Source organism: Streptomyces sp. MUM 203J (assembly GCF_022414595.1).
Classification (GTDB): Bacteria; Actinomycetota; Actinomycetes; order Streptomycetales; family Streptomycetaceae; genus Streptomyces.
This window is the reverse complement of the sequence record NZ_JADWYO010000090.1, coordinates 1-17,528: the sequence shown is the minus strand read 5'-3', so window position 1 is coordinate 17,528 and position 17,528 is coordinate 1. Positions and strand designations below refer to the sequence as shown.

Here is a 17,528-nt window from a genome sequence, read left to right as displayed (position 1 = left end):
GCCGCGTCCAGCGTCTCCGCCCGCAGCGCCGCCGCCCGCCGCAGCGCCGCCACCGCCGGGTCGGCCGCGTCGCCGGACTCGCCCCGGGCAGCCGACAGGACCGCGCCGACCGTCGTCAGGCCGCCGAGTTCGCCCCGGACCGAACGGCCCAGCGTCTCCACGGCGCCCGCGTGCCGGGAACGGGACCGGCAGTGGAAGGCCAGTTCGCAGGAGGACAGGCACTCGGGGGCGTACGCGTGCGGGACCGCGTCCACGGCGGCCGTCAGCTGCTCCGCCGAGCACTCCGCCACATCGAACGTCACTCCCTCCGGCAGCTCCGCCGCGATGTCCTCCAGCCGGGTCAGCCGGGCGAGCTGCCGCTCCGTCACCGCGCGCTGCTTCCGTACGTCGACGAGCGAGCCGGTGGGCTGGTTCGAGAAGTCCCTCGGGCACACCAGCAGCACCGACCGGGCGACCTCCGCACCCTCCGTCACGGCCGCCACCCGCTCCAGTGCCAGCACGTACACGGCCGCCTGGCGGGCCGCCGCGCCCACCTTCGCCGCGTCCGCGGCGCCGTCGATCATCGGGAACGACTTGATCTCGACGACCGTCCAGCCCCCGTCCGGCCGCACGACCACCGCGTCCGGCTCCAGGAACACCGGTGAGCCCGCGACCTCCAGTGCCAGCAGCGGATGGTCCAGCAGCGTCCACACCCCGCGCGCCCGCGCCTCCGCCGTCGCCTCCCGCAGCGCCAGCGCCGTGCGTGCCGTGCGCCCCTCGGGCCCGGCCGCCGCCAGGTCCGGGACCCGGACGTCCCCCGGGCGCTCGGCGCCCATCAGCCGCAGCAGCTCGGCGCCCCCGTCGGCCTTCACCCGCGCCTCGAAGGCGTTGCCCCGCATGAACGCGAACTGCGACTGCCCGTACCCGGACGGGGCGCCCAGCACCGAGGCCAGGGCCGTCTTGTCGACGCCCGCCCCGTCGAGCAGCGCCCTGCGGCGGCAGCCGGGGTTCGCGGCCAGCGCGGCGAGCGCGCGGGCGTCCAGCGGGTGCGGCAGGGCGGCGGGCCCCCGCAGCTCCGCGAGCCGGTGGCGGAGTGTGGTCGGAAGGGAATCGCTCACCGCGGCAGTGTCGCATCCACCACTGACAGCCGGGGCCCGCTCACGCCCGGTCGGCCGCTTCGGCACCCGTCGGGGCCGTACGAGATGATGAGCCCGTACCTCAGCCGCACCCGCCGTCGTGTGCGCCCCATGTGAACCACCAGGAGTACATCCCATGGCACCGCGCATCCTGCTCGCCCGGCACGGCCAGACCGAGTGGTCGCTGCTCGGCAAGCACACCGGCAGGACCGACATCCCGCTCCTGGAGGAGGGCCGACGGGGCGCCGGACTGCTGGGCGAGCGGCTCCACCGGGGCCCGTGGGCGGGCCTGGAGGGGTACGAGATCCGCACCAGCCCGCTGGCACGCGCGCGCGAGACGTGCGTGCTGGCCGGGTTCGGCGACCGTGCGCAGGAGTGGGACGCGCTCATGGAGTGGGACTACGGCGCGTACGAGGGCATGACGCCCGCCGAGATCAAGGCCGGCCGTCCGGACTGGTTCATCTGGCGCGACGGCGTGCCGGAGGGCGAGAGCATGGCGTCCCTGACGGCCCGCGCGGACCAGGTCGTCGACTGGGCCCGCTCGGCCGAACGGGACGTGCTGGTCTTCGGGCACGGCCACATCCTGCGGTCCATCGCCGCACGCTGGCTGGGCGAGGAGCTGTCCTTCGCGGCCCGGATCCGGCTCGACCCGACGAGCCTGTCCGTCCTCGGCTGGGCGTACGGGGCCCCGGCGCTCGAACGCTGGAACGACACGGGGCACCTGGAGGCGTAGCCCTGGGAGCGGGCGCGGGACCCGCCCGGAAATCCGCCAGGGTTCGCCACCCCTTGCGGGGGTCCGCCACCGTGCCGTTGACGGGAACAGACCGTTGAACCTGTGCGGACACGGAGGCACGACCTCAAGGAGGAACCCTTGTCGGAAGCCCGCTTGGAGGCCACCCCGCGCGCCCACACCTGCGACCTTGTGACGGTCCCCGCCCGCCAGGGCCTGGAGGCGGTCGACATCCTGCGCCGTACCGGCGCGCCGGCGGTCGGCCCCGTGCTCCACGACGACTCCAGCGACACGCTGGGCTTCCTCGTGCCGCCGGGCACGGCGGCGGCGTGGGACGTTCCCGGCAGTGCGTGCCGGGGCCTTCGACGGCCGACGGCGGGGGCGGACTGGCTGCTGCCGCCGGCTGACGCGTCGCCGGTCACCGACCCGGCGACACTCCGCGAGGCACTCGGCCTCGCGGCGCGCCTCATCCGGGCCGCCGACGCCTGCCGCTGAGCCGCGGGCGGGTTCTCTCCCCTGCCCGCCCTCCCCTTCCTTCCCGAACCGGGGGCGCCCGCGCTCTTCCGCGCCCCCGAACTCCCCCGGGGCTCTTCGCGCCGGCGATCCCACGCGCCGGTCTCAGCCCGTCCGGCGCTTGAGGACGAGCGGCGAAGGAGAGACCGGGGCGGAGCCCGTGGTGCCGGGAACAGGCGGCGGCCGGTCGGCCCCCGCCCGGGGCCACGCGGTCTTGCGGGAGGCGGGACAATGGTCGGTGGCCGTGGGGATACGGTCGACGGCCCGGGCACACGGACATGGGGAGTCACCAATGGCGGAAACCGAGCGGAGCGACCAGCGGCGGAGGCTCAAGCCAGGCCCCCTGCTCTTCGAGCCCGCGGCCGCCGCCTCGGACCCGGAGCACTTCTTCGACCTGGAGTCGATGGAGGACCCCCGCGAGCTGCTCTCCCGGTCCACCGAACTCGCACTCGCGTTCCGCGCGGCGGCGGACCGGGCCATGGAGTACCAGGCGATCGCGGCGGCCCAGCTGGCCGACCCGCGCCGGTTCGACCGGCTCACCCTCTCCGACATAGCGGAGCGCGCCGAGTGGACTGAGGACTATGCGAAGCGCATGGTCGACTTCGGGCGCGACCTGCTCACGGGTGGCCGGAGCGAGGAGCAGTAGATCCCTGCGGGCGCGCGGGCGGCATATGCCGAGGGCGAATCCTAGTGCTCCGCACCCGACTTTGTCCGTGTTTCCGGAAACTCAGCGGGTGCGCCCTGTCACAGCCGGTAGACCTGGAGGTATGAGCACCTGGCTGAGCCCCGAGACACCGCCGGTCCCGCTGCCTCCCGCCCAGGGCGCGATCGAGGCCGAGCAGCGCGTCGCCCCCGCCTGCGTCGCCCCCGCCCGTGCCGTGCACGCGGCACAGATCACCGCGGACGGCGCGAGCTGGCTCGTATCGGCCGCCGCGTACCCGGTGTCGACGCTCGCCCTGTGGGAGGCGCGGCCCACCGCGCCCGCCGCGCTGCCCTGTGGCAGCGTCTTCGACGTGGTGAGCGTCCCGGCGGTGTTCGGGCGTCGGCTGCTGGACCGGCTCTGGAGCGAGGGCCCCGGCTCAGGCCCGGTCGCCGCGCACCGGGGGCGGATGCTGCTGTTCACCGCGCCGGGGACGGCCCACCGGCTGCCCTCGCTGCTCGGCTGGGAGGAGTGGGGCGGCGCCGTTCCGCCCATGCTGTGCCACGGCGCGGGCGACGCGGTGACCGTGCCGCCGCTGGTCACCGGCACTGGCGCGGCCGACGGGCCCCGGTGGCTGGTCGCCCCCGACACCGCCTCCCCCTGGCTCCCGGGGCCCGAGGTACTGCTCTGGGCCTGCGTCCGTGTGGCGCGGGCCGCATCCGCCCGGGACGTGCGGGTATCGATTTCGCCAGACCAGGATCCGGATGCTAATGTCTACGACGTCAGCGAGCGCCGCTAGCTCAGTTGGTTAGAGCAGCTGACTCTTAATCAGCGGGTCCGGGGTTCGAGTCCCTGGCGGCGCACAGACGGAAGAAGCCCCTCGCGGAAGCGGGGGGCTTCTTCGTGTGCGCGGTGCACACGCGCACAGGGCGGTCACGGGGTGATCCGCACCGTCCACGCACCCGTACCGGTCCGGTCCGCGACCTCCACCCGGGTGCCGTCGCCCGGCACGGTGTAGGCCTCCCCCACTCCGAGCGGGGCGTCCGCGAGCGGCGGGTACACCGAGCGGTCCCGGCAGGCATCGGTCAGGGGGTGGGTGTCCAGTACCTCCACCGGCCCCGCGCCGGACGGCGCCTCGCCTCGCACCCGGTAGATCAGCACACCTTCCCGGCAGGCCTCCCGGTCGTTGCCGGTGGCGTCGCGGGCCTCGACGGCCAGCACGCTGTGCTCGCCGGTCCGTACGACGGCCAGCCGCGTTCCCGGCGCGGCGCCGGGCAGCCGCGGGGCGGCCAGCGGCTCCAGGGTGAGCAGTTCGGGCTCCCGTACGCAGCGGACCTGGCGCTCGTCCAGCCAGCCCAGCTTCCACTTGTGCCAGCCGAAGAACTCCGGCGCCAGTGCGAACTGGCTGCCCATGACGTCCCAGTCCCCCACGTGGGTGTCCCAGTCACCCTTGCCGTCGACCGGGCGGTGGTACAGGTCCGGCAGGTCGAAGACATGGCCGGTCTCGTGGGCGAGGACGTTGCGGTCGGGCGGGTGCCGTTCGAAGAGGGTGACCACCCGGTCGATGTCGGTACCGTCCGCGTGGAGCGGAGTGTGGAGGTTGACCACCTTCGTCGCGTCGGAGTCGACACCGGGCGCGTCCGGGTCCGCGACGAAGTAGACGATGTCGTAACGGGAGAAGTCCACGACCGGGTCGGCGGTGGCCAGCGCGTCCCTCAGGTAGGCGGCGCGGCGGTCCGCCGCCCAGTCGCGCTCTATCGCGTACGCGGTGGACGGCTGCGGCATGCGCAACCAGCCGTGCCGGGGGTGGGGACGGAGGCTGAACCTGCCGTACGAGGCGCGCGTGAAGAAACGGCTGGTCTCCGGGAAGTAATCGGCCTCGATCTCCTCTGTGGCGGTGAGCGGCCGGGAGTCCGGGAAGCTCAGGAACACCATGACCGCGTCCAGCCTGCGCTCGGGCTTCGGATACCGGGAGTTCCAGGTGTCGAGTCCGAGGGAGTGGTGCGCCTCGGTGCGGGGCAGGGCACAGGTCCCCGGCGCGGTCGCGGCGATGGCCGGCCCCGCAGCCAGCCCGGTCGCGGCGATGGCCACGAGACAGAACAGGCCGGCCGCGGTGGCGCGGAGCCCGGGACGACGCGCCCCGGCGGCGGCCGGGGCGGACCCGCCACGACCCGGGCCGTCACACCCGGGGCCACCCCCGCCGGGCCCGCCAGGGTCACGGCCACCACCATCCGGGCCACCTCGTTCGAGGCCGCCCTGACCAGGACCACCCCCATCGGAACCACCAAGACCGGGGCCGCTTCGGCCGGGGCCACCTCGTTCGAGGCCACCCTGACCGGGGCCACCCCCGCCGGGCCCGCCGCGGTCACGGCCGCCACGACCGGGGGCACCCCCGCCGGGACGGCCCTGGCCGGCATGACCGGGAGCGCCGCGAGAGGGCCCGTCACGGCCGGGGCCGTGACCGCCTGCTCCGGGACCGGCCAGGCCAGGACCCCCCTGGCCGAGGCGATTTGCCACAGGACCGCCACGGCCGGGCCCGCCCGTGTCCGGGCCCGCATGGGCCGGGGTGGGCTCCGGGTGGTGCGCTCGCCCGAGTGGGTACGGGGGCGACTGCTGACCCTCCACGTCGACCTCCGGTGCGGGATGGGGCTCTCACACCACCTTGGGAGGGTTCGCCGCGTTGAGCCTGTTCCAGTGCACCACTCGGGTGAGCAGCGACACACCCGGACCTCATGCGCCACTTCACCGACAGTCACAATCGATCAGAGGCGAGCGGGTCCCTGCCAGACCCGCGCAGAAACGATCGGGCGTAAAGGGCGCAGCGGACGCGATGTCCACATGGCGCCAGGGTCGCTGGAACGGCCCCATGAGCGCCCTCTATGATCGGCTCACTTTCCCTGCCTGACCTGGCCAGACCACATTTGTACGTCACAACTGCCCTGCGGGAGCGAGCGGTGAACGGAACTCCAGAAGGACCGGGACACACGGCAGTCGCACAGCTCGGCACCGCCCGGCTGCCACGACCGTCGATCACAGAGCGTGACATCTCAGGCCCCAACCCCTCGGGCCGCCGCCCGAACCTGGTCGTCCTCACGGCCCACCCCGGGCCGCGCCACGGCACCCCGGGCCCCCGCTTCGCCCCCGGCGGGGAACCCGCCCCCGCCGCAGCGCTCGCCGCGGCCACCCCGAGCCCGCCCGCCCGCCCGGCGACGGGCCCGGCCACCGCCCTCACCCCTTTCACCCACCCCGCCGACCCGCCCGTCCCCTCCCCGGCCGCGGGCCGCACCTCCGGTACCGTCCGGGGCGCCCTCGCCTCGCACCCCGGCCCCGTGGGCCCCGCCGCGGTCGCGCCCTCCTCCGGTCACCCCGCGGCCGACCGCGGCGCCGACGCGCCGGACGGCTCCCGCAGCCCCCTCACCGCACCCGCCGGTCCGGCGGCCCCGGCCCCCGGGCACACGGCCGCTCCGCGCTCGTTCGGCGCCCGGGTTCCGGACCCTGCCGCCGAACGCCCCGCGCCGCACCCCGCGCCTTCCGGTCCGGCCCCCGGCGCAGACCCCGCCGAGCCGCCCGGCACGGCCGCGGCCCGCGGGCCCCGTGTCGGGGCGCCTGCCGCCGAGCTGCGGGACGTGCACGCCGCGTTCCTCGCCGCGCAGATCGGGATGGCCGTGGTCGGCCCGGACGGGCTGGTCCTGCGGGCCAATGACGCGCTCGTCGCACTCTGCGGGACCGGGCAGGAGCAGCTGCACCGGCGGGACGCCGCCACCCTGGTGGACCTCGACACCGACCGGCGGACCTGGCAGGCCTACCGGGAGGTGCTCGGCGGCCGACGCTCCCGGCTGCGCTGCACCCGGCGGCTCAAGCACGCGGACGGGCGCACCCTGTGGGCCGAGGTGACCGTCGCTCCCGTGCACCGGAGCCGTAACGTCCTGCTCTCCGTCACGGACATCAGCGACCGGCGCGAACTCCAGGCGCGGCTGCGGCACCTGCAGATGCACGACCCGGTGACCCGCCTCCCCAACCGCGCCCTGTTCTTCGAGCGGCTCACCTCCACGCTGGAGCACCACGCCTCGTACGACGACGAGACCACCGGCCGGGTCGGCATCTGCTACCTGGACCTGGACGGCTTCAACGCCGTCAACGACACCCTCGGCCACCGCGTGGGCGACCAGTTGCTCGCCGCCGTCGCGACCCGGCTCACGGAGTGCGCCGACAACGACGCCCACGCACGCGGTGGCGGCCACCTCGTGGCGCGGCTCGGCGGCGACGAGTTCGCCGTCCTCGTCGAGGACTCGACCGGGACCCGCCAGCTCACCGACCTGGCGGGCGCGCTGCTCGACACCGTCCAGCGGCCGTTCGACCTCGCCGGGCAGCGGCTGTCCGTCTCCGCCTCCATCGGCGTCGTCGAACGGACCGCCGACGGCACCACGGTCAACGGCCTGATGCAGGCCGCCGACACGACGCTCTACTGGGCCAAGGCCGACGGCAAGGCCCGCTGGACGCTGTTCGACCCGGAGCGCAACGCCCACCGCATGACCCGGCAGGCCCTCTCCTCCCATCTGCGGCCCGCCCTGGAGCGCGGCGAGTTCGCGCTGGACTACCAGCCGCTGGTCGGGATGGCCGACGGCACCGTCCACGGAGTCGAGGCGCTGGTCCGCTGGCACCACCCCCGGTTCGGCACCCTGGCGCCGAATCGGTTCATCGGAATCGCCGAGGAGGACGGGTCGATCGTGCAGCTGGGGCAGTGGGTGCTGCGTACGGCCTGCCGCCAGGCCCGGCGCTGGCAGCTGGACCATCCCGGCGAACCGCCGATCTTCGTCAGCGTGAATGTCGCCGTACGGCAGGTGTGGGACTCCGACCTGGTCGCGGACGTGGCGGAGATCCTGGACGAGACCGGGCTGGCGCCCGGCCTGCTCCAGCTGGAACTGACCGAGTCGGCCGTGATGGGCTCGGCCGGCCGCCCCCTCCAGGCGCTCCAGGCGCTCAGCGAGATGGGCGTGCGCATCGCCATCGACGACTTCGGCACCGGCTACTCGAACCTCGCCTATCTGAGCCGTCTTCCCGTCTCGGTGCTCAAGCTCGACGGCTCGTTCGTACGGGGCTTCCAGGAGGAGGCGCATCCGAACCCGGCGGACGAGGTGATCGTCCAGACCATGGTGGACCTGGCGCACCGGCTCGGGCTGACCGTCACCGCCGAGTGCGTGGAGACCGCCGGGCAGGCGGCGCGGCTGCGGCGGATCGGCTGCGACACCGGGCAGGGCTGGCTGTACTCGCGGGCGGTGGCGCCGGAGCGGATCGCGGAACTGATCCGGGTGGGCGCGAAGGTGGCGTGAGCCCGCGCGCGGCCCGTGCGGCGCATGAGTACCGCCCCTGACCGGGAGGGTGTGCTCTCCGGTCAGGGGCGGTGGCGTGGGGGGTGGTGCGGGGGGCTTCACCGCGGAGGGGGTGCCTCCGGACGGGCCGGGCTTCAGCAGGCGCCCAGGTCCTCCCATACGCCCCACTCGCCCGTCGTTCCGGGCTCGTCTCCCTTGGTCCACCACTTGGCCTTCCAGCTGCGGCCGTCGTGGGCGACCTCGTCGCCGCCGGTGTACGTGGCGCCGGCGTCCCACGCCGGGGCGGTGCAGCCCTCAGGGGCGGTCTCCGTCGGGGTCGGGGTCGGGGCGGGGGTCGACCCGGTCGGCGTCGGGCTCGGGCTCTGGGGCGTGCCGCCCACCGCGTCGACGATGTGGTTCAGCAGGGTCGTGTTCTCGTCCAGGCCCAGCAGCGAGTACATCATCGCTCCCGCCAGACCCCGGCTCTTGGCGTAGGCGGCGCGCTCCTGGACCGCCCGCTGGTCGAGACCGGTGAAGAACTCGCCGTCCTTGTAGAAGTACGAGGCCTTCGCGTCGTCGTCCCAGTAGGTGGTCGCCGGGTTGTCGACGATGCCGCCCAGCTCCTTGTAGTGGGCGATACCCGCCTGCTGGCTCAGCGGGCGGGCGCCCGAGGCGCCGGTCGCGGGCTGGGCGAGACCGTCCGCGTCGCCGGCCGGGACACCCTTCCAGCCGCGGTAGTAGAACTCGTACCCGAGCGTCAGCTTGCCGGCCGGGAAGCCACCGGTGATGCCGTACGCGGGGTTGCCGTCGATCCAGGAGTCGATGGCGTTGTCGATCGAGTACTTCTGGGTGCCCGGAGCGATCGGGTCGGTCGGGTCGTTCGCCCCGGAGTACAGCGGGGACTGGTGATACGTCGGCCCGTCGCCGTCCCAGGCGCCGTGCATGTCGTACGTCATGATGTTCGCGTAGTCGAGGTACGCGCCGATCTTGTCGGTCTCGATGTGCTTGATCTTGTCCTGACCGGCCGGCAGCGCCGCGGTGAGCAGGTACTTCTTGCCGCCGTGGGCGGCACCGTACTCGTCGAGCTGCTTGCGGAACTCGGCGAGCAGGAGGGTGAAGTTCTGCTTGTCCTCGGGGCCGTAGTGGTTGCCGAGGTGGCCGCCGTCCGAGCCGGGGTACTCCCAGTCGATGTCGATGCCGTCGAAGATCCCGGCCGCGGTGCCGTCGCCCCCGAAGCCGTCCCGGACCGGCAGGTCGCCGTCGAGGTACTGCTTGATGCAGGACGAGACCAGCTTCTTGCGGCTCGCGTCCGTCTTCGCGGCGTCGTGGAAGTACTTGGAGTACGTCCACCCGCCCAGCGAGATGTTGATCTTCAGGTGCGGGTGCTTGGCCTTCAGCTGCTTGAACTGGTTGAAGACGCCCGCGATCGGCTGGTCCCACTTGTCCGCGACACCGGACACGCTGTCCGCGGCGGAGAAGGTGCGGCCGTAGTCCGCGAAGGAGTCGCCCGCGCCGTCGCCGGCGTTGGGGTTGTTGTCGTCGCCCGCCGCCTTGTTGGCCATGAAGCAGGTCAGGTCGGTGGGGTGGATGTTCCCGAAGGAGTAGTTGATGACATCCAGCTTCTCCGCGATGCCCCGGGTGTCCAGGTGCTTCGGGAAGAACTTGTTGCCGTAGATGCTCCACTGGTCGTAATAGGCGATCTTCACGCCGCCCGCCTCCCCGGCGGCGGGCGTGGCGTCCACGGCCTGGGCGGTGGTCGCTCCGACGGCGACGGCGGTGGCCATCGCTCCGGCGGCGAGCGCGGCGAACAGGGGTTTACGGAAGTGCACGAGCGGCCTCCGGGAGGGGGGTGGCGGGGGGCCACGAGGATGCGCGGCGCGGAAGTTGAAGAATTGATAGCCAGCCGCACCCCCGCACGTCAATGGTCTGAACCAAATGAGGACTAGACCAATTCTGGAAGGAAAGGCCTCGTCAGGGGCCTGCACCTCCACGAGCAACCGCCCGCCACCACAGGTGACGAGCGGCTTAAGGCTCGCTTAGGAATCTTGTGCGCGGCTTCCCGAGAAAGAACCAGCGCCGCCTACTCCTCCGGCTCCCACACGTCCCTCGGCCCCCGCCTCCCGAACAGCACGCCCAGGTCCTCCGCCCACGCCCCGCGCCGCTCCGCCAGCCGCAGCCCCTCCCATACGGTGACCTGGGAGCCCGTCAGAACCGGCTTTCCGACCGCCGCTTCCGCCTCCGGCAGGTACGCCACCGTCGCCAGGGACGTGTCGGGCACCAGGACCGCCTGGGCCCGGGGGTCGTCCGCCGCGCGGACCAGGTCCGGCACCGGCCCCGCGGCGTGGGCCCGGCGCGGGCCGACCACCTCGATGCCGGCCGCCTCCAGGAAACGGGCGAACTCCTCCGTCACGTCCGCCGGGTACGTCGCGGCCACCGCGACCCGCGCGGCACCCACCTCCCGTGCCGCATGGGCGAAGCCGATGGACGTGCTGGACGCCGGCAGCCCCGCCGCCAGCGCCAGGGCGCGGGCCTGCTCGTGCGCGGCCTCCCAGCCGTACACGAACGACGCCCCGGTCGAGGCCCACACCACCGCCTCCGCCCCGGCCAGCCTCAGCCGCTCCGCCCCGGCCGCGAGCCGCTCCGGGTCCTCGCCCGGGCCCTCGTAGGGGGCCGAGTCGACCCGGATGTCGCTGTCCAGCAACGTCTCGATACGCCGGTAGTCGTCCTCCGGATGGTCCTCCGGACGGAGCAGTCCGACCGTGGTCATGGCAACCAGCCTCCTGTCGACGGGCCCGCCGGGCCCGGGGTGCGACGGCCGCCGGATCGCGAACCCGTACGCATAGCCCGCACGGGTTCGGGTAGCCGCGCGCCCATGGCCCTCACATCCACCAGGGAATCAGGATCCATAAGACGCCGCTCGTTGCTTGCCGGCGGCGCCGTGCTCGGCGCGTCGGGCGCGCTGCTCGGCGCCGTCGGCTGCTCCCGCGTCCCGTCCGGGGACGCACTCGCCCGGCTGCGGGCACAGGGGACCGTCCGGCTCGGCATCGCCGGTGAGGTCCCCTACGGCTATGTCGACGAGGAGGGGGCGTTCACGGGAGAGGCGCCCGAACTCGCCAAGGTGATCTTCAAGCGGCTCGGCGTGGACCGGGTCCAGCCGGTCGCGACCGACTTCGGCTCCCTCATACCCGGGCTCAACGCCCAGCAGTTCGACGTCGTGTCGGCCGGGATGTACATCAACCCGGACCGCTGCGAGCAGGTGCTGTTCTCGGACCCCGAGTACCAGATGCTCGACTCCTTCATCGTGCGCAAGGGCAACCCGATGGGGCTGCGCTCGTACGAGGACGTGGTGAGCAAGAAGGCGCGGTTCGCGACCGGCACCGGGTACGCGGAGATCGGCTATGCGGTGGCCGCCGGGTACCCGGAGAAGGACATCGTCATCCTCCAGGATCAGGTGGCCGGACTGAACGCCGTCGAGTCCGGGCGCGTCGACGTGTTCGCGGGGACCGCGCTCACCGCCCGCGAGGTGGTCAAGAAGAGCGGCAAGGCCGAGGCCACGGAGGCGTTCGCGGCGGTCGTCGACGGCAAGGAGCGGATCGACGGCGGCGGCTTCGCCTTCCGGCTGACCGACCGCTCGCTGCGGGACGCCTTCAACGTCGAGATCCACAAGATGAAGAAGAGCGGCGAACTGCTGCGCATCCTGCGCCGGTTCGGTTTCTCGGAGGCCGAGATGACCACCCTGACCGCCGAGGAGCTGTGCCGATGACCATCGGGCTGTGGCAGAACTGGGTGCTCCCGGGGATCTGGATCACGATCCAGCTGCTCGTCTGCAGCGCGGCGCTGGGGGCCTTCGTCGCGTTCACCGTCGGCATGGCCCGCACCCACCGCTCGCGGCTGGTGCGGTTCCTGGCGACCGCGTACACGGAGATCTTCCGCGGGGTGTCGGCGCTGGTGCTGATGTTCTGGCTCTTCTTCGTGGTGCCCCCGCTGATGGGGTGGCAGCTGGTGCCGATGTGGGCGGCGGTGCTCGCCCTGGGACTCTCGTACGGGGCGTACGGCGCGGAGATCGTCCGGGGCGGTCTGGGCGCGGTGGCCCCGGCGCAGCGGGAGGCGGCGGTCGCGCTGAGCTTCACGCCGTGGCAGCGGATGCGGCTGGTGCTGCTGCCTCAGGCGGTGCCGGAGATGATCCCGTCCTTCTGCAACCTGCTGGTGGAGCTGCTGAAGGGTACGGCGCTGGTGTCGCTGCTCGGGGTCGGTGACGTGTCGTTCGCCGCGTATCTGGTGCGGCTGGCGACGCAGGACAGCGCGCAGATCTACACGGTCGTGCTGGTGATCTACTTCGTCCTGGCGTTCGGCATCACCCGCTCCATGAAGGCGCTGGAGCGAAAGACCAAGGCGAACCTGGGGGTGACGGCTCGATGAACTGGGACTGGTCCGCTGTCTGGGACTTCATGCCGCGTTTCGTGGACGGGCTGCTGCTGACCCTCCAGGTGCTGGTGCTGGGCTCGCTGCTGTCGTTCACGCTGGGGCTGGTGTGGGCGGCGGCCTTCCGCGCGCCGACCCGCTGGGTGCGCTGGCCGGTGAACGCGCTGACGGAGTTCATCCGTACGACGCCGCTGCTGGTGCAGCTCTTCTTCCTGTTCTTCGTGCTGCCCGAGTGGGGCGTGCAGTTCTCCGCGCTGACGACCGGCACACTCGCGATCGGCCTGCACTACTCGACGTACACCGCACAGGTGTACCGCGCCGGGATCGACGCCGTGCCGGCCGGGCAGTGGGAGGCGGCGACCGCGCTGAGCCTGCCCGCACACCACACCTGGTTCGCGGTGATCCTGCCGCAGGCCCTGCGGCGGGTCACCCCGGCGCTCGGCAACTACGTCATCGCCATGCTGAAGGACACGCCGATCCTCGCCGCGATCGGGGTGCTGGAGATGCTCCAGCAGGGCCGGCTGGGGGGCGCCGCGACCTTCCAGTACGTCGAGCCGCTGACCGTGGTCGGTGTCGCCTTCGTCCTCATCGCCTACCCGGCTTCCCTTCTCGTACGAGCCCTGGAGCGCCGCCTTGTCCACTGACCTGATCACGTTCGACGGTGTCAGCAAGAGCTTCGGTGAGAACACCGTCCTCAAGGAGCTGTCCTTCTCCGTCTCCGCCGGCAAGCACGTCACGCTCATCGGCCCCTCCGGCTCCGGCAAGACGACGATCCTGCGGATGCTGATGACGCTGGAGCGGCCGGACACCGGGACCATCGAGGTGGGCGGCGCCCGCCTGTTCCCCGCCGACGAGAAGCAGCGGCGGGAGGTGCGCAAGGGCATCGGGATGGTCTTCCAGCAGTTCAACCTGTTCCCGAACATGTCGGTGCTGCGCAACATCACCGAGGCCCCCGTGCGGGTGCTGGGACTGGGCAAGGACGAGGCGGAGCAGCGGGCCCGGGAACTGCTGGAGATGGTGGGACTCTCGGAGAAGGCGGACGCCCGGCCCTCGCAGCTCTCCGGCGGCCAGCAGCAGCGGGTCGCGATCGCCCGCGCGCTGGCGATGCGGCCGAAGGTGCTGCTGCTGGACGAGGTGACCTCGGCGCTGGACCCGGAGCTGGTGGCGGGGGTGCTGGACCTGCTGCGGGACATCGCGCGGAGCACCGACATCACCATGCTGTGCGTGACCCACGAGATGAATTTCGCCAGGGACATCTCGGACGAGGTGTTCATGTTCGACTCGGGACGGGTGATCGAGGCGGGTCCGCCGGAGCGCATCTTCTCGGACCCGGAGCACGAGCGCACCCGGGAGTTCCTCGGCGCGGTGCTGTGACCTGCGGCTCGGCCCTCCGCCGAGCCGCAGGGCCCTCGGAGTGCCTGATGCCGAGGGCATATGCCATCGACCGGCGCCCCGGTTCGCACCGCTGGGGCGCCTCGGCGTTGTTGTCAACAGGGCGCCCGAAAACGGCCTTTGGCGGCTATCGTGGTGACGAAGTATGCGGTCACACCTGGTAAAGGGGGAAACCGTGACGCCGAAGCCTCAGGCGAGTCCGGCGTTCCATTCGGTGCAGTACGCGCTGCGCGTACTGGAGACGGTGTCCAGGCACGGCGGCGGAGTCACCGAGAGCCAGATCGCGCGGGAGACCGGACTGCCGGCCGCACACCTCGTCCCGCTGCTGCGGATGCTGCGCCGCGAGGGGTACGTGGAGGAGGTCACCGCCGGGGCGTACGCGGTCGGGGACAGCCTGGTCCTGCTGGGCTCGGGCACCACCCGGCGGGCCGCCCTGCAGACGAAGCTCCAGGAGACGCTGACCGCCCTGCGCGACTCGGTGGGCGCGGCGGTCTACATCAGCCGGTACATCGACGGCGAGGTCAAGATCACGCAGATGGCCGACGGGCCGCACACCCCGAAGGTGAACGAGTGGGTGGACTTCCGGTCGGCGGCCCACGCGAGCGCGGTCGGCAAGTGCCTGCTGACCCAGCTCGACCAGAACGGCCGCCGGGACCACCTGTCCCGCCACAAGATCGCCCGGCTGACCTCCCGGACGATCACCAGTGAGCGGGTGCTGTTCTCCAAGCTGGACAGCCAGCCGCCGACGGTGCCGGTGCTGGACCTCCAGGAGTACGCGGTGGGCACGGTCTGCGCGGCGGTGCCCCTGACGGCCGGGTCGGCGGTCGGGTGCCTGGCGCTGTCGCTGCCGGTCGAGCACGCGCACCGGCTGCGGGCGGCGGCGGACGCGCTGAACCGGAGGGCGGCACCGGTGGTGCTGTCGCTGGCCCTGTGAGGCACGACACGTTTGAGGGCGGTCGGGAGCACCCCTCGGGAGCGGGTAGTATTAACTCCGTCAGCAGGCGCCGCTAGCTCAGTTGGTTAGAGCAGCTGACTCTTAATCAGCGGGTCCGGGGTTCGAGTCCCTGGCGGCGCACAGACGGAAGAAGCCCCTCGCGGAAGCGGGGGGCTTCTTCGTACCGTGTGGCGCCGTCGTCAGAACCGGACGTCGGAACAGGCGTAGAACGCGTTGCCCGTGTCGTGGATCGTCCAGACCGCCAGGATCAGATGGCGGCCGGACTTGCCGCTCGGCATCCGGCCCTGGTGGGTGAAGGTGAACGGCGGGCGCTGCCCGTGGTAGGGGACGGTGAGGAACGGCTGCGGGTCCAGGTCCGCGCGGGTCAGCGGCCTGGCGGGATCCCAGCCGTCGCGGGTGACGTAGTAGCGGAAGTCGGTCGTGGCGTGCGCGGCGGTGAACCGCCAGCGGAAGCTGTAGCTCTGACCGCCGGCCACCCGGGTGGCGGGCCAGTTCCCGCCACGGGGGTCGTCGAGCTGCGCGAACCGGCTGTTGCCGCCCGAGCAGATGGTGCCGTCGGCCGGTCCGCGCTGCGGGAAGCCCTTGGGCCCCTCCACGGACTGCGGCTCCCAGCGGATGGAGCCGCAGCCCGTGACCGTGCCGTCGGCGCAGAGCTTCTGGCGGCTGACGGGTGCGTCGGTGTAGCCGTGACTTCCGGCGGTTCCGGTGGCGAGGGCCGAGGCCCCGGCGACTCCCAGGACGAGGGCCAGCACGGTGCCCGAGGTGCGCCTCTTCTTCTGTTTCTCCTGTGTCCTCTGGCTCTTCTGTCGCATGCATTACTCCCGGAAGGAGGTGGGGGATCGCGCGCGATGGGATGAACGGTCGGGTGCCGGCGAGCACCGGAGCTGGGTGGGCTCCGGTCTAGACCAACTCCCAATCTAGGGACGGCAGTTCGTCATGTCCATACCAATCGCACGCGGGCTCACGCTCCTTCGACCGGACCACCGTGCCCCGCGCAGAACGCCACGGTCAGGTCCTTGACCAGGGTCTTGCGGTCGTAGTCGTCCAGCTCGACCAGACCACGCGCGGTCAGCCGGTGGACCACGTCGTCGACCGTGTCGACGACCGAGGACAGAACGGCGTCCCGCTGCTCGGCCTCGATCGCCGCGATCCGCCGCCGGCGCATGGCGGCGGCGATCTCCGGGGCGTACTCGATGTGGACGGGCTGCGCGGAGAACACCTCGATCCCGACCGGGGTGCAGGCGGTGGCGAGGGTACGGGTGAGGGCCTCGCCCACCGCCTCGGCGTCGCGCAGGGTCGGGGCGTCGCCCGGGAGCACGGCGGTCTTGGGGCGGTACGGGGAGGGGGCGTCGACCGGGCGCTGCGAGAGGACCCGGGCGAGCGCCGCCTCCACCTGTTCGCGCAGGTACGTCTCGTGGTCCGCCACCCCGAAGGCCGCGCGTACCGTGTCGTTGATCCGCCACACCACCAGGACGACGACCCGCAGGGCCGTGCCGTTGGCGTCCACCGCGGCGACGGGTTCGCTGCGCCAGTGCCGGAGCCGTACGTCCAGGCGGCGGCGGAGGAGAAGCGGGCTCACCCAGAGCAGGCCGGTACGGCGGACCGTCCCCCGGTACTGGCCGAACAGGGTCAGCACCCAGGCGGCGCCCACCCGGCCCCGCGTCAGGCCGCCGAACGCGAACAGCACCAGCAGCACGCCGAGCGCGAGCAGCGCCGCCACGCCGAACGGAAGCCCGCGGTACGGGCGGTACGGCAGGCCCAGCAGGTCCTGCACCGGCTCGGGCACCGCCCCGGAACCCCAGGCCACGAGCCCGCACCCCAGCAGGGCGGCCAGCCCGGCCAGCATCCCGGCCCACCCGGGAAGCACGGCGCCGGGCCGCTCGGCCAGCTGCGGATCGAGATCCGGCCCCGACCGCGCCCGCTGCCCGGCGTGGCGGCCTCGGCGGGGTGACCGCGGTTCGGGCGCCGGTCGCGCGGTCTCCCGCCGGGTGGGGGCGCCGACGGTGCCGAGGAGCACGGTGGCGGCGGGGTCCAGGAGGGCGCCGCCGTCCCGCACGGGTCGAGGGGCGCCCGTTCCCCCGGGGGTAGTGCCCTTGCGCGGCGCGGACGCGGCGGACGCGGTGCCCTTGCGCACCGCGGACCGGGCCTCGGTGGTCTCCGGCGCGGCAGGCCGGGACCCGGCGGGCCCGGGCCGGGCGCCCTTCGGGCCCGTGTGCCCGGACCCGGCCGCTGCGACTCCCGGGGGTTCGGACCCGATGGACCCGGGTGCGATGGCCCCAGGCCCGCTGGAGCCCGGCCCGGTGGCCCCGGATCCGGTGGTTCCCGGCCCGGTCCGCTCCGGTCGCACGGCCCGGGACCCGGCCGGCTCGGGCCGGGCGGACCGGTGTGCCGCGGGCTCGGGGCCCGTGGACGTCGGTACCACCGGCCGGGGCGCGGTGGGCTTCGCCCCGGC

Annotated in this window: 17 protein-coding genes and 2 tRNA genes; 13 read left to right on the top strand and 6 right to left on the bottom strand. The window is 73.1% G+C overall.

Going from position 1 to position 17,528, the window contains the following annotated elements; all coding sequences use genetic code 11:
* The coding region (locus I3F58_RS27710; protein ID WP_240111453.1) for a hypothetical protein at positions 1-1,097 on the bottom strand (1,097 nt) is incomplete at its 3' end.
* A gap of 154 nt (positions 1,098-1,251) precedes the next feature.
* On the opposite strand from I3F58_RS27710, the gene I3F58_RS27705 reads away from it, so the two are divergent.
* The 5 genes from I3F58_RS27705 (at position 1,252) to I3F58_RS27685 (ending at position 3,861) form a co-directional block, all read left to right on the top strand.
* Positions 1,252-1,848, top strand: coding sequence for a histidine phosphatase family protein (locus I3F58_RS27705; protein ID WP_240111452.1), 597 nt, complete (start codon positions 1,252-1,254; stop codon positions 1,846-1,848).
* 138 nt (positions 1,849-1,986) lie between these two features.
* On the top strand, positions 1,987-2,340 hold the full coding sequence (locus tag I3F58_RS27700; RefSeq protein ID WP_240111451.1) for a hypothetical protein: 354 nt from the start codon (positions 1,987-1,989) through the stop codon (positions 2,338-2,340).
* Positions 2,341-2,650: 310 nt separating this feature from the next.
* The gene (locus I3F58_RS27695; RefSeq protein ID WP_240111450.1) at positions 2,651-3,004 is read left to right on the top strand and encodes a hypothetical protein; all 354 of its coding nucleotides are present in this window, start codon (positions 2,651-2,653) and stop codon (positions 3,002-3,004) included.
* 121 nt (positions 3,005-3,125) lie between these two features.
* Entirely contained in the window at positions 3,126-3,797 is a 672-nt protein-coding gene (locus I3F58_RS27690) for a bifunctional DNA primase/polymerase (RefSeq protein ID WP_240111449.1), read from the top strand.
* Positions 3,788-3,861: transfer RNA gene (locus tag I3F58_RS27685), tRNA-Lys, on the top strand. The genes I3F58_RS27690 and I3F58_RS27685 overlap by 10 nt, the downstream gene beginning before the upstream one ends.
* A 70-nt stretch (positions 3,862-3,931) precedes the next feature.
* On the opposite strand, the gene I3F58_RS27680 is transcribed toward I3F58_RS27685, so the two are convergent.
* On the bottom strand, positions 3,932-5,089 hold the full coding sequence (locus tag I3F58_RS27680) for a M6 family metalloprotease domain-containing protein (RefSeq protein WP_374208049.1): 1,158 nt from the start codon (positions 5,087-5,089) through the stop codon (positions 3,932-3,934).
* A 1,568-nt stretch (positions 5,090-6,657) separates the two neighbouring features.
* On the opposite strand from I3F58_RS27680, the gene I3F58_RS27675 reads away from it, so the two are divergent.
* Complete coding sequence (locus tag I3F58_RS27675) at positions 6,658-8,328, top strand: bifunctional diguanylate cyclase/phosphodiesterase (protein ID WP_240111454.1); 1,671 nt, start codon at positions 6,658-6,660, stop codon at positions 8,326-8,328.
* 134 nt (positions 8,329-8,462) lie between these two features.
* Here the strand turns inward: I3F58_RS27675 and I3F58_RS27670 are convergent, their stop codons facing one another.
* Both I3F58_RS27670 and I3F58_RS27665 read right to left on the bottom strand, forming a co-directional pair.
* Positions 8,463-10,136 carry a glycosyl hydrolase family 18 protein gene (locus tag I3F58_RS27670; protein ID WP_240111448.1) on the bottom strand — a complete coding sequence of 558 codons (1,674 nt, stop codon included), beginning with the start codon at positions 10,134-10,136 and terminating at the stop codon, positions 8,463-8,465.
* A gap of 251 nt (positions 10,137-10,387) precedes the next feature.
* Positions 10,388-11,074 (bottom strand): decarboxylase, encoded by a 687-nt coding sequence (locus tag I3F58_RS27665; protein ID WP_240111447.1) that lies wholly within the window; start codon positions 11,072-11,074, stop codon positions 10,388-10,390.
* Between the two features lie 105 nt (positions 11,075-11,179).
* Here I3F58_RS27665 and ehuB point away from each other — a divergent pair, with 105 nt between their 5' ends.
* The 6 genes from ehuB (at position 11,180) to I3F58_RS27635 (ending at position 15,196) form a co-directional block, all read left to right on the top strand.
* Positions 11,180-12,070, top strand: a complete 891-nt coding sequence (ehuB, locus tag I3F58_RS27660; protein ID WP_240111446.1) for an ectoine/hydroxyectoine ABC transporter substrate-binding protein EhuB — start codon at positions 11,180-11,182, stop codon at positions 12,068-12,070.
* Complete coding sequence (gene ehuC, locus I3F58_RS27655) at positions 12,067-12,726, top strand: ectoine/hydroxyectoine ABC transporter permease subunit EhuC (RefSeq protein ID WP_240111445.1); 660 nt, start codon at positions 12,067-12,069, stop codon at positions 12,724-12,726. The genes ehuB and ehuC overlap by 4 nt, the downstream gene beginning before the upstream one ends.
* A complete protein-coding gene (gene ehuD, locus I3F58_RS27650; protein WP_240111444.1) occupies positions 12,723-13,373 on the top strand; it encodes an ectoine/hydroxyectoine ABC transporter permease subunit EhuD in 651 nt (216 codons plus the stop codon). Before ehuC ends, ehuD begins: the two co-directional genes overlap by 4 nt.
* Positions 13,363-14,103: an amino acid ABC transporter ATP-binding protein gene (locus tag I3F58_RS27645; protein WP_240111443.1), complete on the top strand. Its 741-nt coding sequence runs from the start codon at positions 13,363-13,365 to the stop codon at positions 14,101-14,103. Before ehuD ends, I3F58_RS27645 begins: the two co-directional genes overlap by 11 nt.
* Before the next feature lie 193 nt (positions 14,104-14,296).
* Positions 14,297-15,055 (top strand): IclR family transcriptional regulator, encoded by a 759-nt coding sequence (locus tag I3F58_RS27640; protein ID WP_240111442.1) that lies wholly within the window; start codon positions 14,297-14,299, stop codon positions 15,053-15,055.
* Between the two features lie 67 nt (positions 15,056-15,122).
* Positions 15,123-15,196 (top strand) — tRNA-Lys (locus tag I3F58_RS27635).
* Between the two features lie 59 nt (positions 15,197-15,255).
* On the opposite strand, the gene I3F58_RS27630 is transcribed toward I3F58_RS27635, so the two are convergent.
* Both I3F58_RS27630 and I3F58_RS27625 read right to left on the bottom strand, forming a co-directional pair.
* Positions 15,256-15,888, bottom strand: coding sequence for a lytic polysaccharide monooxygenase (locus I3F58_RS27630; protein WP_240111441.1), 633 nt, complete (start codon positions 15,886-15,888; stop codon positions 15,256-15,258).
* A 149-nt stretch (positions 15,889-16,037) separates the two neighbouring features.
* On the bottom strand, positions 16,038-17,210 hold the full coding sequence (locus tag I3F58_RS27625; RefSeq protein ID WP_240111440.1) for an SPFH domain-containing protein: 1,173 nt from the start codon (positions 17,208-17,210) through the stop codon (positions 16,038-16,040).
* Between the two features lie 136 nt (positions 17,211-17,346).
* Here I3F58_RS27625 and I3F58_RS27620 point away from each other — a divergent pair.
* Positions 17,347-17,528 (top strand): hypothetical protein (locus I3F58_RS27620; protein ID WP_374208048.1); only part of this gene is annotated, 182 nt, incomplete at its 3' end.

What these genes read in the sequence shown, in the direction of transcription:
- I3F58_RS27705 (WP_240111452.1), top strand. Translation starts at nt 1,252, where the DNA reads ATGGCACCGCGCATCCTGCTCGCCCGGCACGGCCAGACCGAGTGGTCG.
- I3F58_RS27695 (WP_240111450.1), top strand. Translation starts at nt 2,651, where the DNA reads ATGGCGGAAACCGAGCGGAGCGACCAGCGGCGGAGGCTCAAGCCAGGC.
- I3F58_RS27690 (WP_240111449.1), top strand. Translation starts at nt 3,126, where the DNA reads ATGAGCACCTGGCTGAGCCCCGAGACACCGCCGGTCCCGCTGCCTCCC.
- I3F58_RS27675 (WP_240111454.1), top strand. Translation starts at nt 6,658, where the DNA reads ATGGCCGTGGTCGGCCCGGACGGGCTGGTCCTGCGGGCCAATGACGCG.
- I3F58_RS27665 (WP_240111447.1), bottom strand. Translation starts at nt 11,074, where the DNA reads ATGACCACGGTCGGACTGCTCCGTCCGGAGGACCATCCGGAGGACGAC.
- ehuB (WP_240111446.1), top strand. Translation starts at nt 11,180, where the DNA reads ATGGCCCTCACATCCACCAGGGAATCAGGATCCATAAGACGCCGCTCG.
- ehuC (WP_240111445.1), top strand. Translation starts at nt 12,067, where the DNA reads ATGACCATCGGGCTGTGGCAGAACTGGGTGCTCCCGGGGATCTGGATC.
- ehuD (WP_240111444.1), top strand. Translation starts at nt 12,723, where the DNA reads ATGAACTGGGACTGGTCCGCTGTCTGGGACTTCATGCCGCGTTTCGTG.
- I3F58_RS27630 (WP_240111441.1), bottom strand. Translation starts at nt 15,888, where the DNA reads ATGCGACAGAAGAGCCAGAGGACACAGGAGAAACAGAAGAAGAGGCGC.